The organism is Embleya sp. NPDC001921, assembly GCF_053594475.1.
The window spans coordinates 1-14,056 of sequence record NZ_JBSFEO010000033.1; the positions used below are offsets into that span (position 1 = coordinate 1).

At 67.9% G+C, this 14,056-nt stretch carries 12 protein-coding genes; 8 read left to right on the top strand and 4 right to left on the bottom strand.

Annotated features, from left to right (window positions below; genetic code table 11):
- Positions 1 to 353: 353 nt before the first annotated feature.
- From ACWCPW_RS32540 to ACWCPW_RS32555, 4 genes are all read left to right on the top strand, one after another.
- Complete coding sequence (locus ACWCPW_RS32540) at positions 354 to 1,403, top strand: terpene synthase family protein (RefSeq protein WP_449765142.1); 1,050 nt, start codon at positions 354 to 356, stop codon at positions 1,401 to 1,403.
- Positions 1,404 to 1,921: 518 nt separating this feature from the next.
- Positions 1,922 to 2,677: a hypothetical protein gene (locus ACWCPW_RS32545; protein WP_449765143.1), complete on the top strand. Its 756-nt coding sequence runs from the start codon at positions 1,922 to 1,924 to the stop codon at positions 2,675 to 2,677.
- Between the two features lie 1,154 nt (positions 2,678 to 3,831).
- Positions 3,832 to 4,011: a hypothetical protein gene (locus ACWCPW_RS32550; protein WP_449765144.1), complete on the top strand. Its 180-nt coding sequence runs from the start codon at positions 3,832 to 3,834 to the stop codon at positions 4,009 to 4,011.
- An 836-nt stretch (positions 4,012 to 4,847) separates the two neighbouring features.
- On the top strand, positions 4,848 to 5,570 hold the full coding sequence (locus ACWCPW_RS32555; RefSeq protein WP_449765145.1) for a mycothiol-dependent nitroreductase Rv2466c family protein: 723 nt from the start codon (positions 4,848 to 4,850) through the stop codon (positions 5,568 to 5,570).
- Positions 5,571 to 6,025: 455 nt separating this feature from the next.
- Here ACWCPW_RS32555 and ACWCPW_RS32560 read toward each other — a convergent pair whose 3' ends face one another.
- The 4 genes from ACWCPW_RS32560 to ACWCPW_RS32575 all read right to left on the bottom strand — a co-directional run bounded on the left by ACWCPW_RS32560 (position 6,026) and on the right by ACWCPW_RS32575 (position 9,711).
- On the bottom strand, positions 6,026 to 6,532 hold the full coding sequence (locus ACWCPW_RS32560) for a DUF6518 family protein (RefSeq protein WP_449765146.1): 507 nt from the start codon (positions 6,530 to 6,532) through the stop codon (positions 6,026 to 6,028).
- 159 nt (positions 6,533 to 6,691) lie between these two features.
- Positions 6,692 to 7,462 carry a hypothetical protein gene (locus tag ACWCPW_RS32565; RefSeq protein ID WP_449765147.1) on the bottom strand — a complete coding sequence of 257 codons (771 nt, stop codon included), beginning with the start codon at positions 7,460 to 7,462 and terminating at the stop codon, positions 6,692 to 6,694.
- The gene (locus ACWCPW_RS32570) at positions 7,443 to 7,982 is read right to left on the bottom strand and encodes an RNA polymerase sigma factor (RefSeq protein WP_449765148.1); all 540 of its coding nucleotides are present in this window, start codon (positions 7,980 to 7,982) and stop codon (positions 7,443 to 7,445) included. Before ACWCPW_RS32570 ends, ACWCPW_RS32565 begins: the two co-directional genes overlap by 20 nt.
- Before the next feature lie 214 nt (positions 7,983 to 8,196).
- Positions 8,197 to 9,711 (bottom strand): PucR family transcriptional regulator ligand-binding domain-containing protein, encoded by a 1,515-nt coding sequence (locus ACWCPW_RS32575; protein WP_449765149.1) that lies wholly within the window; start codon positions 9,709 to 9,711, stop codon positions 8,197 to 8,199.
- Between the two features lie 139 nt (positions 9,712 to 9,850).
- Between ACWCPW_RS32575 and ACWCPW_RS32580 the strand changes: the two genes are divergently transcribed.
- The 4 genes from ACWCPW_RS32580 to ACWCPW_RS32595 are packed head-to-tail and all read left to right on the top strand — an operon-like array spanning position 9,851 to position 14,052.
- Positions 9,851 to 10,678 (top strand): hydroxypyruvate isomerase family protein, encoded by an 828-nt coding sequence (locus tag ACWCPW_RS32580; RefSeq protein ID WP_449765150.1) that lies wholly within the window; start codon positions 9,851 to 9,853, stop codon positions 10,676 to 10,678.
- Positions 10,675 to 11,553 (top strand): polysaccharide deacetylase family protein, encoded by an 879-nt coding sequence (locus ACWCPW_RS32585; RefSeq protein WP_449765151.1) that lies wholly within the window; start codon positions 10,675 to 10,677, stop codon positions 11,551 to 11,553. Before ACWCPW_RS32580 ends, ACWCPW_RS32585 begins: the two co-directional genes overlap by 4 nt.
- Before the next feature lie 43 nt (positions 11,554 to 11,596).
- Positions 11,597 to 13,141: a purine-cytosine permease family protein gene (locus ACWCPW_RS32590; RefSeq protein ID WP_449765152.1), complete on the top strand. Its 1,545-nt coding sequence runs from the start codon at positions 11,597 to 11,599 to the stop codon at positions 13,139 to 13,141.
- A complete protein-coding gene (locus ACWCPW_RS32595) occupies positions 13,138 to 14,052 on the top strand; it encodes an NAD-dependent epimerase/dehydratase family protein (protein ID WP_449765153.1) in 915 nt (304 codons plus the stop codon). Before ACWCPW_RS32590 ends, ACWCPW_RS32595 begins: the two co-directional genes overlap by 4 nt.
- Positions 14,053 to 14,056: the final 4 nt, after the last annotated feature.

Below are 14,056 nucleotides of genomic sequence, written 5' to 3' on the forward strand. Positions count from 1 at the left end.
GGGTATTTGCGTGGTGCTGGCATAGCTTGTGGTGCTCCTTTACGCCGGGCACCATAACCCGGCTTCAAGGACTCCACCAAACTCAGAGCAGCTCAGGAGTGGCGCAGCCTGACCTCAAGGAGTTGTCGCCCTGGCCAGTGGGTCCTGGGGAAGAAATCACTGCCAGAATCCCTGCCATGTCGGCACTGGGCTTCGACTTCGAAGTCGCAAGGCCGATCCACGTGTCGGTGCACGACCTGGGCGCGCCACGCACCTCGCGCGGTGGGCGGTCCCTTCGGAACGAGGCCCCGATCCCATCCCTTCGTGTTGCCGGCCTTTGCGCCCTCGTCGCCCACCACCTCGCGGAGCCAGCTGTGAGCGCACCGACCGTGCTCGACCTCCCGATCACGTTTCACCTTCCGAAACTCGCCAACGCGCTGCCGAGGGAGTCCCATCCGGACACGGATCGCCTCATGCGAGAGTCCCAGTGGTGGGCGCATCGCCACCTCGGCTTCGCGTACGCCGGCGACACAACCCGGCTCGACAAGAACGTCGACGGCACACTCCTTGTCGCGTTGTCCCTGCCGCACGCCGACTACGAACTCGCGCTGTGTGCCGCGAAAACGATGAACTACCTGATCGGTATCGAGAACAGCCTCGTCGACAAGGCGGGCCTGGGCGGCAGTTCCTTCGCCACCCGCGACGTGTTCGGCCGCTTCATGGCCGACCTGATCGGCTGGGGAGACGCCCGTACGCCCCTGTCCGAGGACTTCGGATGGCTGCGCAACCGGATGCCCCACGACCGCTGGACGCGGTTCGTGTCCTACATGGAAGATTTCGCACACGGCTTCACGACGGAACTGGAGGACTGGCGGGACGCCGGCGTCACGGACTACGACACCTACATGCGCGACCGCCGCCACAGCCTGGGGGTACGCTGGCTGTTCGGCTTCGCCGAGGAAGGCATCCGCGGCCTCGAGGTCACCCGACAGGCGTTCGAACACCCCGACGTCGCGGCGATCCACGACACCGCGATCGACGGCTACACCCTCATCAACGACCTCGTCTCCTACCGCAAGGAACTGGTCATGGACGACCGGGTGAACCTGGTTTTCCACCTCTGCGAGACCGAGGAACTCGACGTCGAAGGCGCGATGAACAAAATCTGCGCCCTGATCGACGACACCGAACGCGGCTTCCTGGAACTACGGCAACGAATACTGACCGGCCCCCATGGCAACGAACCGGGAATGCGTGCCTACCTCGACGAAGTCGGCCACGTCATGACGTCCAACCTGTGGTGGGCCAACCTCAGCGACCGCTACCAACCGGGTGGAATTGGCTGGGACGGATCCACCGCCGGCAGGATGACCCTCCATCACGACCGAGCGGACTTCGTGGCCGACCTCTTCGGCGACCACTGACCGCCGGCCGCCGCCATCGGCCACGCCGGCACCTCGGAAGAACAGACGATTCGCGATGGTTGACCAACCCTGTTTTAGCAGCCATTTCGGAGCCTTTCCCTCTATCACTGGAACAGCGCCAACCTGGTCAAAATATGGTCGAGTTGCGCAATTTGTGCGATGTTCCCGAAGAGTGTATTCCGGATGACTTGATCAGGTTCAAAAGGTCCTAGCGAAGGCGTTTCGGGTGTCGGTGAGGGATGAGGAAGACGCCAACGCGAGGGAAGAACTCCTTCCAGGACCCGGTGCACGCGCCCGAGGCCGGATCCGTGACGTTGCCCATGTCGGTTCCGCTCGTGACTGAGTTACGGCGACCTCCTCTCGCAGGATGCGCTGCGGGTCGTGTTTCTCCTGGTAGCAGCTTGTTCCGCACTGCGAGCATGCATCCGGTCGCAGGACTCCACGCGTCGGCTGCGACGGTCGCCCCGTGGTGCGCTCACGGCTGTGGAGCAACGACGGACGGGATGGGGATGGCAGGGGTGCGCGAGGGTCCGGAGGGCGGGGGCGTCCGGGACGAAGGGCGGCGGCACGCCCTCGTGGTCGCGGTGCGCAGGTCTGTCATGGTCGGCGCGGTCATGTTGTTGCCCATCGGGATACTGCTGGCGGACTGGGACCCCTGGAACCTCGTGATCTTCGAGTGGGTGTTATGGGACGTGTTCGTGAGGCCGTTCTGGGTAGTCGCTCTCGCGGTGACGCTGGCGGTTCTCGAGTGCGCTCTCTCCTTTCGCCACCGGTTCGTCCGGCGCCTCTCGTGCGCCGTGCTGGCCTTCATCTGCCTCGTCGGAGGGCCGGCTGCAACTCTCTTTTGGCTTATGGGACCCCGGGCGGGCATCGATTACTACTCCGAGGAAGCCCTGGCGGTCTCCCCCGATGGACGGGTGTACGCCATCGCGGTGGCGGAGGTTCCCTACAGGGGTTCCACCGATGTGTACTTCCACGTCGGGCTGTACACCACCGCAGGCCTCGATCGCGCCACGGTCGTGAGGGGATGGCCATACTTCTCGGTCTGGGAGGTCGAGGCGCTCGACCTGCACTTCACTGACAATCGCACCCTCCGCATCGGCGCGCGCCGCAAGGGGTTCAAGAACGACGACTTCATCTGGGTCAGGTTCGACAAGAACCTCAATTTGAAAGACGCCAGATACAAGGACGGGTATTGCACTTCCGCTGCCGTCGGCGCCGGGTCGCACCACCCCCAGTCCCACACGAATCCCGCGCAAAGCACCATCGGGTGACCGGGGCCTGCCACTCCGTCCGGTGACCGAGCCCTCGGAGCCCCTCGGGGCTGTCCCCCCGCGACAGATGGCGGCGTGTACACGGGAAGCCTGGAGCCGTGATCACGTCGTCCCCCTGCCGCCCGAGGCATCGCCGCGAGACGGCCCGGGATCGCGGCCCCGTGACGTCACGTGCGTCCGCGCTCCCGATCACCGGTCGGAAGTCCGGTGGGACCGGCCGAGATCGAGTTCGTCGCGACCGGGTACGCCCAACTCGCCGATGGACCCGACGACCGGGGGAAGCGGTGCACAACGAGGTCGTCGGAAGGCGCGGTGTCGAGCAACGCCGAGAAACCTGATCCGGCGTGCCGTGGCGGCTGGGCACCGCCGCGACGGCCACCGGCGGAGCGGATTCAGCGCAGTGGATCGACGGAACCCGCATCGTCGAAAGGGCACGGGGGCCATGGCACTTCGCGATCGGTCGGTGCAAGGTTCCGACGAAGCGTCCACTATCGGTGCCGCTCGTCGAGGACTTGCACGATCTGCGGCGACCGGGGAAACCCACTTCGGGAGAGCCGTCCGGCACTCGAAGCTTCTGGGTGTCGAAATGACGAACACTTCGGCCGGGCCTACACGGACACGACGAGCGCTGGGGCGACTCGGTCCCCGAAGGATCGCGTCCAGGGGCTGGGACGTGGCCCAGCCGAGAGGGTCGTAGACGTTGTGGAGGAGGCATTCTCCCATCAAGCCCGGTGCCCCATGCGCCCTGCCGTCCTCGCTGTCGAGAACACGCTGAAGTGTGGTCGCGTGCCCCGATCGCCGGATCCGTCGGTTCGTGAGGGTGAACACCGCGACCGGACCGACGAGTCAGTGGTGATGTGCGAGAGTCGTCCCCGGCAGGAGCATTTCGGGCTCGGCGTCGAGGTGGTTGCCGCAGCCTTGAACATGACGTGAGCGTGTGGTCGTCGAAGTCCGTGAACCGGCCCCGCCGCATGCCGTGCGATCGCGCCCGCCCGGTTGCTCCGTTTGACCGTCGGAACCCCGTCGCGTGATGACGTCAAGCGACCGTGACACCCGCATTCACGATCGGAGGGGACTGCCCGTGTCCCGAGGAGCGGACTCGTTGCTACCCTCCGATCGCAACGTGTATGACAGCCGTAGACCCGGGGGTCGGCGTGTCGATCGCGATCGTGCTCGTCGGCATCACCATCGTCCTTTGGGTCTTCGGGCTCCTGGCGCGGCGCCTGGTGCGCGGTCGTGCCGGCGCGCGCGTCGACGTGAGCGAACTCGACGCCTACGACGTCGCGTTTCTGGCCGGGGGCTATGCCAGGGTGGCCGACACAGCGCTCGCGTGACTGCTCGATCGGCGTTGGATCCGCGTGGACCAAAACGGACGCATCACGCCGGCGAAGACCGTCCCTCCGAACGACCCCGCCCAGCGCTACGTGTTCGACGCGCTGGGCGTGGGAGCGACACGCCACGACGTCGTCGCCGCCCTCGACGCTCCGACTCGCCGGCCTTCGACGCCCAGCGCAATCTGATCGACCGCGGCCTCGTCGCCTCTCCCGGGGCGCGCTTGCCGGCCTGCATCCCCGGCGCGGTGATGTTCGCGGTCGTCCCGGTCGCGGTGACCTTGGTGCTCACGAGAGTCGTCGAAGGGGTGCCGGCGCTCGTGCTGATCGCCCTCGCACCTGTCGCCTATCGGATTACGTACACGTTGGTCACGCCGGTCCGGGAGACCACCGCGGGGCGCCAGGTCGGCAATGCCCGGCGTGCCGACGTGCCGACGTGCCGACGTGCCGACGCTCCGCGCCGGACGCGCCGTCGTCGGGACAACCCCGGAGACCGCGTCGCTCCTGGCGGTTCCCTGCCTCGGCCTCACGGCCATGCCGGACTCCCCGGCGCGCACGGTTCTCCTGAAATCTGTCCGACGGTCGATTCACGCCCGTCTCATGGGCTTCGACGCGTCAATCGACGAACGCGGACTCCGAGACCAACCATGAGTCGGTTTGCCGGCCCACCGGGTTCCGTGCCCGATTGTCTTGTTCGCTCCACGCTCGATTAACGCGGACCCGGTAGAAATGCGCCAGTTCCAGCCCGACTCGAACTTGCGACGGTCGCAATAGAGGTACCCGCAGGAGGTGATCGGCCGCACGCCGAGGTTGGGCCCGAGAGTCCGTAGACTTCCACCATGAGCGACATCAACTTCTATTTCGACCCCACTTGCCCCTTCGCCTGGCTCACGAGCAAGTGGGTCCGCATCGTGCAATCCCGCCGGGCCTACTCGGTCGATTGGCGATTCATTTCATTGCGCCTGATCAACGCGCACATCGACTACGAGTCGCACTTCCCGCCCGAGTACGCCGCCAGTCACACGGCCGGACTGCGGCTCCTTCGAGTCGCCGCGTGCGCGCGGGCGGAGCACGGTCGCGAGGCCATCGACGCGCTCTATTCCGCGATGGGCGAGCACGTCTTCGAACGGGGATTCGTCGCCGACGACCCGATCGAAGTCGGTCGGCGAGGTACCCCGGAGTTCGTGCGGCCGGTGCTCGTGGACGCCGGGTTGCCCGTTTCGCTGGCGGCCGCACTCGACGACTCGTCGTGGGACGCCGAACTCCAGGCCGAGACCGACGAGGCCCTGGCCTTGACGGGCAAGGACGTCGGTACACCCATCCTGCACTTCGAGCCGCCGCATGGCGTGGCCTTCTTCGGCCCGGTGATCAGCCGACTGCCCGATGAGAACCAGGCCGAGCAGTTGTGGGACCACGTCGTGGGGCTGTCCCGTTATGCCGGCTTCGCCGAACTCAAGCGCAGCCTGCGCGAGATGCCCCAACTCCCGTCGTTCGGCGTCGACCCGGACGCCATCGGAATCCAGCAGGACTGGCACGGTGGCAGCCGCAGACAAAAGAAGTAGTCGCACGGCGCAGCCACGTCACCCGCGTTCCCAAAGATCATCCTCGTAGCACACGACCTGCTGTCCGATCCCGGCCGAGGCAGGTCGATCTCGGCAAGGACCGTCCCACCGGGATCCCGTATCCCTTTGCCCACGCCGATAATGATTCGGCCCACTGGCCGACACGAGTCGACCCCCACGGTGCGGGTGGTGGCGCGGCCATGATCGCTATCGCGGTCGCGCCGGAGACAGGTAGGGCTCGACACACGCAACCACGAACCTCCGGATGCACGGAACTCCTCGATCACGAAACCGGGAGCAACCGGTACTTCGAGCGGCGAGCGCGCAAGGTGCCGCGCGGATGCACGACCGGGCGCGACGCGGTGGAAATCCGCGATAGAGATCTACTGCCGAGTGAAGCAGCCTACGAATCCGAGACGCCTGCAATGACTCGGAAAACGTGCTTGGAACCCAATTTATCCGGCGTGAGTCTTCTGGGTGTTTCTCCGGCGCCAACGGTCCGTTACCGCTGGGGCCGCCACTGCGATCGTGACACCCAGCGCCAGGACGCGGACGGTACTCCAGGTGGTCGTGACGAGCGAATCCGGCGCCACGGCTTCGCTACGAAGCCGCATGGTGGTCTCGATGATGGCCATGATCGGGATGAGCAACCGAGCGGGCAGACGGTACGGCCCGTTTACTGAAATATTTCCGATCCATCCCAAGGCCGGGCCCAGCAGACACGCAACTATCCACCAGACCACAATCGCCGACCAGACTGCACCCCAGGCGACGAAATTATTCTGTTCGGCAGTGGGGTCTGGGTTTATCGGCCTGTATTCCCCTTGTGCCACTTTCGTCAGATAGTAGGCGAGCACGGCGACAACGAGCGATATCACTCCTGCGCCCGCGGATCGCTTCGTCGACCTGCCCGGCATTCCGACGAAGAAGGCAAGAGCGGCACCCTGCTTCTCGACTTGCACGAGGCAGATAGGATAAATGCGTCATTCAGAATTCCGAATTCGCGATACTGAGACCACTCCGACGACCTCGCGGCGGTACTCCGTCACGTGGCACACGGTCCACGCACTGGTGAGGTGAGTCTGTACGGGCTCGGCCGGCGCCCCGCCCCGAACCCCGACTCACGACCGCGAGTCGCGTGCGTCCACGAGCGGCGCCGTCGAGATCAACAACGGGTGGAACGCGTCGATCGGGCGATCGGCGGCTTGGTTTCCGGGGGTCTTCGGCGGCGTCATCACGAGGGCCACCGTGTACCTTCCCGGGTCCGCCCACACCTGCTGCCAGGACACGGCACCACACAACCAGGTCGGAGCCAAAGCCCGGATCGTCTGATCCGAGGGGAACCAGTCCACGTTGGGCAGAGGACGTCCGGGCGGGAGCGCCCCGGCCTGGACCGGGCCACCCACCACCACCCCGTCGCGCAACACCAACACGGTCGGATACACCTCGGTGGCGTTCAGCCCCGTCGACGAGCGCGGGCCCAGGGCGCTGGTGACGCGTGGGGGGCCGTCCGGTGTCTCGGTGGGGCGTTCCACGGTCAACGGCAACAACCCGAACCCTTCGAACCGTTCGGTCGTGGTGGGAAGCCCGATCGGCCGGCCACAGGTGAACAGGCCCGGCTCCTGTGCTCCCCACGAAGGGGCGCCGCCGGGCAAGGGCGCGGCAGCAGACGGTCCGGGAGAGCCGGACTCGCGCACCACTGCGGCAAGTACGCCCAAACCACCCACTGACACGGCCACGGCGGTGGCTGCCGCCGCGATGCGCACCCGGCGTCGACCCCGTCGCCGATCGGCCTCCGCCGTCAGCATCTCCCGGGGCATCTCCCGGAGCGGGCTCGCCTCGCGGGAGAGGGTGTCCAGGGCCCGACGGATGTCATCTCCGTTCGAACTCATGATCTTCCTCCTCGGTGTTCGTCGCGTCCGCGCTCGTCGACATCCGCCGCAGAGCACCCCGCGCGGCGCTCAACTGGCTCTTCACCGACCCCTGACCACACCCAAGAACGTTCGCGATCTCGGCGACCGAAAGATCCTCCAGGTAGTACAGGACCAGACAGGTCCGCTGTCCCGGGGGCAACAATCCCAACAACTCGCGTGTCCACAACCGCGTGGACACCTGCGACTCCGGGCCCTCCACCTCGGATGACACCTGCCGAGTGCGGAACATCGGTCGCAATCGCGCCCATCGACCCGCGCGTCGTGACTCGTCGATCACGAGATTGACGATCGCCCGGCGGACGTACGCCTCCAACTCCGCAGGGTCGCGCGGGTGCCGCCGGACAAGGGTGCGCACCAAGGCCTCCTGCACCAGGTCGTCGGCCCGATCGTCGTCCCCGCACAGCACAAAGGCGTATCGCTTGAGCGCCTGGCCACGAGCGGCCACCAAGGACTGCACCGCTTCCCCGTCAACGCCCATCCGCCCTCCCCCACCCGTGCACTCGGCCCCGCGTCGTCACCGTCACACCCCTAAAGAACGAACAACACGCGAGACGGGTTGGCCGCCTCGGCCGGCCAATTTTCGGCTCCGATCGCGGCGTCGCCGGCGCGCACCGTTTCCGGCTCGACACCGGAACACGTCATCCCGTGGTGGGCTGAGCGGGTTGCGCACCGAGCCGAAGCGCGTTCGGGCTCTACGCCTCGGGCGTCGGCGGTGGCACGTGTGCCGTGGCGGCGAGGTCTCTGGCTTCGAACGCCAACCACAGTTCACCGCGGTCGTTGGCGTCGTCGAGGCGCCGCCCGGTCAGCTCCTCGATCCGTCTCAAACGATGGCGCATGGTGTGGCGGTGCACGCCCACCGCTGCAGCGGCGGCGTCCGCCGCGGTGCCGGCGTCCAGCCAGGCGCGCAGCGACCGAACGAGTCCGTCCCCGCCGTCGGCCGATTCGATGGGCCGCAACGTCGCGTCCGCGTACGACTCCAGCATGTCCGGGGGCACGGACTCGAGAAGCATGCGCGCGCTGCCCAGGGTCATCACATCCACGATGCCGCCGCCCCTGCGCTGGGCGAGTTGCACCCCCCGGCGCGCCTGTCTCAGGCTCGCCGGGCACAGGTGCGGGGGCACCGGGCCACCGATGCCGACGGAACGTCCCGGCGCCACGGCTTGGAGCCGGGTGACCAGGTCCGGCAGGTCCGCGGCCACGACGAGGGTCACGCACGAACGGTCGACGCCGACCAAGGCCTCGGGCAACGCGTCGGCCATCAATTCCAGCAGTTCCGCGGCGCCCGCCTCGGCCTCCGCGACGACGATCCGAAGCCGTTCGGCGTGCAGTCCGAGTGAGCCGAGCAGACGTGTCGCCGCCGCCGGATTCATGCCCCTGACGAGCCGGGCGGCGGCTTCTTCACGCGGGCGGCGTTTGAGCATTCGGACGACGTGTTGCCGTTCGAGGTCGATCGACAGCAGGGACACCGCGAACGCCGCCGCCGCTCCCTGGAACTCGTCGATGGCGCCCTGTTCCGTCCCATAGGCCAGGAAGCCTCTTACATCTTCCGCTCCCACCGCCTGCACGCGGACGTAGCCCTCGCGATGCGGCACGACGGCCGTCCCGTGCAGGCCGCGCGGGGCCATCGCGCGCACGGCCCGCGCGACGGATTCGGGCAGGTCGCGAACATCGTCCGCGGCAGTGACGACCACCCCTCTGGGATCGCTCAGCGCGACCCAAAGACCGGTCAGACGTGCCAGCGCGCCGACGACGGCGGGGCTGCTGCCGGGCCTGGCCGCCGCTCGGGTCAGCGCGCGCTGTGCCTCGACCAGCCGCGGCGCCTCGCCGAACCGTGCCTCGGCCAGACGGCTGTACACGGCTTCCGAGATCCGGGCGAACGCCGTGCTGCTCGGCACCTCGAGCAGCGGAAGTCCCGCCGCGTCGCATGCCTGCACGAGCGCTCGCGGGACGCGCTCGAAGGGGAGACCCTCGCCGATCCCCAGGGCCAGGGCGGCAACGCCCGCCGCCGCGATTCGTTCGACGTAACCGGTGATCCGGGCCTTGCTCCGGCCCATTTCCAGGCCGTCGGTCATCAACAGTTCACCGCCGTGGAACCACGGCGTGGGGTCGGCGTGCTCGTTGGCGCCGGCCCCCGACAGCGAGCGGTATGCCGCGTCGACACCCGCGACCAGTCGGATCGAGAGTTCGTCCGTCTCGACGAGATCCATGACGTAGACCATGCAGGGCCACCCGGTGGATGTACGCGACGTACAAGCGCCGCTGGATGAATAGACGTACCGGAAGGCTGACTTTTCGGACAGGTCCTTGCACTGTGAGGTGCACCACTCCACAACCCGGAGGAGCGCCGTGCAAGCATCACGTTGGCGAACGGCGGCGAACGTCTCGCTGCTGTTCCACGACCTGCCGTTCCTCGAACGCCCGGCCGCGGCCGCGGGCGCGGGTTTCGACGCCGTCGAGATGTGGTGGCCCTTCCCCACCACCTCGCCGTCTCGTCGGGACGTCCGAGAACTCGTCTCGGCCGTCAACGACGCGGGGATCGACCTCGTGGCGCTCAACTTCGCGGCCGGGAACATGGCGGCGGGAGAGCGTGGCCTGATGAACGATCCCGCCGGCGCCGCAGCCTTTCGCGACAGTGTCGCGATCGCCGTCGACGTGGCGGCGCAGACCGGGTGTCGGCTGTTCAACGCGCTCTACGGCAACCGGCTCCAGGACGTGGCCGACGAATCCCAACACGAGACGGCGTCCGCCAACCTGACCTGGGCCGCCGAAGCCGTCGCCGAGATCGGCGCAACGGTGCTCGTCGAAGCCCTCAACGGCGTCGAGAACCCCCACTACCTGCTGCCCACCGCCGCCGACGCGGCCGACGTGGTGGCCGCGGCCAGGTCTGCCGGCTCACCCAACGTCGCGCTGCTCGCCGACGTCTACCACTGGGCCGCGGGCGGTGAGGACCCGGCGGCGGCCACCGCCGCACACGGCCCCCTGATCGCACACGTGCAGCTCGCCGACCACCCGGGCCGGCACGAGCCCGGAACGGGCGACATCGACTTCCCCGCCGTCTACGCCCAGTTGCACCGCCACGACTACCACGGCGCCCTCGCGGCGGAATACCGCCCACTGGCCAACACCACCGGCGGCCTCGCCTGGCTGCATCGGCTGCCGCGGAGCGCACGATGACCACGCCGCGCTCGAACTGGCCGGCGGGTAACTCCTGCGTCGCCGTACTGACGTTCGCCCTCGACGGCGAGACACCGATCCTCGCCGCGGGCCGACGCCACGCGGACAACGCCATGGCCATGACGCATCAGCAGTTCGAATCGCGCGTCGCCGCCCCGAGGTTGTTGCGTCTGCTCGCCGAGTACGACATCACGGCGACCTTCTTCGTCCCGGGCCTGACCGCCGAACGCTGGCCGCACACGGTGACCGCCATCGCCGAGGCCGGCCACGAGATCGGACACCATTCCTACAGCCATCGGCCGCCGACCGAACTCACCGACGCCGAGGACCGCGCCGAATTCGAACGGGGCCTGCGGGCACTGGGCGCACTGGGCATCGAGCCGGTCGGATATCGGGCGCCCATGTGGGCCGCGACGTGGCGGACCCCGGGGCTGGTCCGCGAGTACGGCCTCCGCTACGACTCCAGCCTCATGGACGACGACGTCCCCTACATCATCGACACACCCCTGGGCGACATCGCCGAGATCCCCCCGCACTGGTCCCTGGACGACTGGGAGCAGTACGCGTACCTTCCCGACCCCCAGATCGGCTACAACGTGGAGGGGCCGGACAAGGCGCTCGCGATGTGGCGCGCGGAACTCGACGCGATGCGGCGCCACCACTGCCTGTTCGTCCTGACCAACCACGGTTTCCTCTCCGGTCGCGCGGGACGTGTCGAGGGACTGCGCGGCCTGATCGAACACGCGCTGGGGACCGGCGACGTCGCATTCGCGACCGCCGCCGAGGTCGCGGACCGATGCCTGGCGGATCCCGCCGCCCTGCGGCGGACCCATCAGCCCTATGTGCCGGACGCCCAGGTCTACCCGCGCTGGTAGCCATGCGAGCACGCCATGCGACGCACCAGGAAGGAAGAACCACATGACCAACTCGCAGGAAAACAGCGCGAATCCGGTCTTCGGCGTCGAGACGCACGGATTCGAACACATCCCGGAAGCGGACCGGACCATGACGTTCCGCGAGACTCGGTTCTTCTGGGTCGGCACCAACGCCAACCTCTTCTTCGTGTCGGTGGGCGCCATCGCGGTCGGCCTGGGGCTCAGCCTGTGGCAGGCGCTGCTCGCGTGTCTGGTCGGCAACCTGCTGTTCGCACTCGTCGGCTGGGCCGCGATCGGCGGCACCCGGGCGGGACTGCCGACGGTCACCTTCACCCGGGCGGTGTTCGGGGTCCGCGGCAATCGACTCAACGCCTTCCTCGCGTGGGTGGCGTCGGTGGCCTTCGAGGCGATCAACACGATCTTCGGCGTCTACGCCCTCGTCGCGCTCTTCCCGCTCCTGGGCTGGCACCACCCCGGAACCCCGGGAAAGCTGATAGCCGTGCTGACGCAACTCCTGCTGGGAGGCGGCATCGCGGTACTCGGACACGCGACCATGGTCTACCTGCAGCGCTTCTTCGCCGTCCTGCTCAGCTCGGCGCTGGTGCTCGTCCTCGCGTTCGGCATCCAAGGCATCGACTGGAATCTGCACGCACAGGTCTCCGGCACGACGGCTCTCGCCGTCTTCCTCGTCGCCTGCGCGACCATCGCGTCGGGGCCCATCTCCTATCTGTACAACAGCCCCGACTGGGTCCGCTATCTTCCGAGCCGCACACCGAGCAGACGCATCTTCTGGAACGTCGCCTGCGCCTCCGGGCTGTCCGCGTTCTTCCTGTGCTGCATGGGCGCCCTCCTCGCCTCGCGCGGCGACATGTCCGACCCCGTCGGCGGTGTCGAAGCGTTCGTGCCCACCTGGGTCTTCGTCGTGTACATCCTCGCCGCCGTCGGCGGATCCATCGCCAACAACGTCGTCACCTACTACTCCTCCGGCCTGGCCCTGCAGGCCGTCGGGGTGCCGCTGCATCGCTACACGGCGACCGCCGCGGACACGGTCCTCAGCACCGCGCTGGTGCTGTACGTCCTGTTCGTCCGGGACTTCACCACGGTGCTCAGCGACTTCGTCGCCCTGCTGATCGTCTGGCTCGGCCCGTTCGCCGGCGTGTGGATGACCGACGGACTGCTGCGCAGGTGGCGGTACGACCCCGTCGCCGCGCACGCCACCCGCAGGGAGCAGAACAGCCGCTACTGGGGGTGGCACGGGGTGGAACCCCGCGGATGGGCAGCCCTCGCGGCGGGCGTCGGCGCCTGTCTGCTGACCGTCAACGCCCCCGTGTACCAGGGACCTCTCAGCCGCGCCCTCGACGGCGCCGACCTGAGCTGGTTCCTCGGCTTCCTCGTCAGCGCCGCCGTGTACGTCGCCATCGCCGGGCGCTCCACGGCCGCAGAGGCAGCGACCTCGCCGGACGTCGAAACCGAGCCGGCCGAATCATCCGGCCTGCGGAGCCACTCGGACGAACACAGGTCGCCCGTACCAGTGAACGTCACGGATTCCGGCGACGACACACCCGCCCGCGAAAGAGGTCTGACATGAGCATCCTCGTCACCGGAGGAACAGGGTTCGTGGGCAGGTACGTCGTCGACGCGCTGATCCGCGAGGGCATCGCCACCGTCAGCTACAACCGTGACTACACCGAACACCCGCACCCGCTGGTCCACTCGGTACAAGGGGAACTGTTCGACATCCCCGCGCTGGTGCGCACCATCCGCGACCACGACGTCACCGCGATCGTGCACACGGCGGCCATGTCCCATCCCGAAATCTCGATCGAACTCCCCATCACCACGTTCGCCGCCAACGTCGACGGGACCCTCAAGCTGTTCGAGGCGGCACGCATGGCGGGATCGCCACGCATCGTGAACTTCTCCTCCGAGTGCGCCTACGGCCACCAGCCGGCGGATGTGGTCGTGACCGAGGACGCGGTGCCGATGCCCAACACCCCGTACGCGGTCACCAAGGTCACCACCGAGCATCTGGGCCGGGTCTACGGCGAGTTGTACGGGCTGGCCGTGGTGTCCCTTCGGGTCAGCGAGGTGTACGGGCCCGGGTTGCGGATGCCCGAGGTCCTCAAGGACATGCTCACCGCGGCCGTCCGTGGAACGGCCTTCTCCCTGCCCGAGGGCGCGGATCACCGCTTCCACTTCGTGCACGCACGCGACGTGGCGCACGCGGCGACGCTGGCCGCCTCGACCGACACCCCGCTGCGGCCCGTCTACAACGTCTCGGGAGGGCGGCAGGTGACGCTGCGGGAGTTGGCCGACCTCGTGCGGGGGAACCATCCACACGCCCGCATCGACCTCGGCCCGGGTCACTGGACGGGGTGGGATCGCCAGGGCCCCTGGGATATCTCCGCCGCCGCCCGGGACTTCGGCTACACGCCCCAGTGGTCGCTCGAGCAGGGTCTGGCGGACTACGCGTCCTGGCTGACCGAGCACGAGCACTGAACCG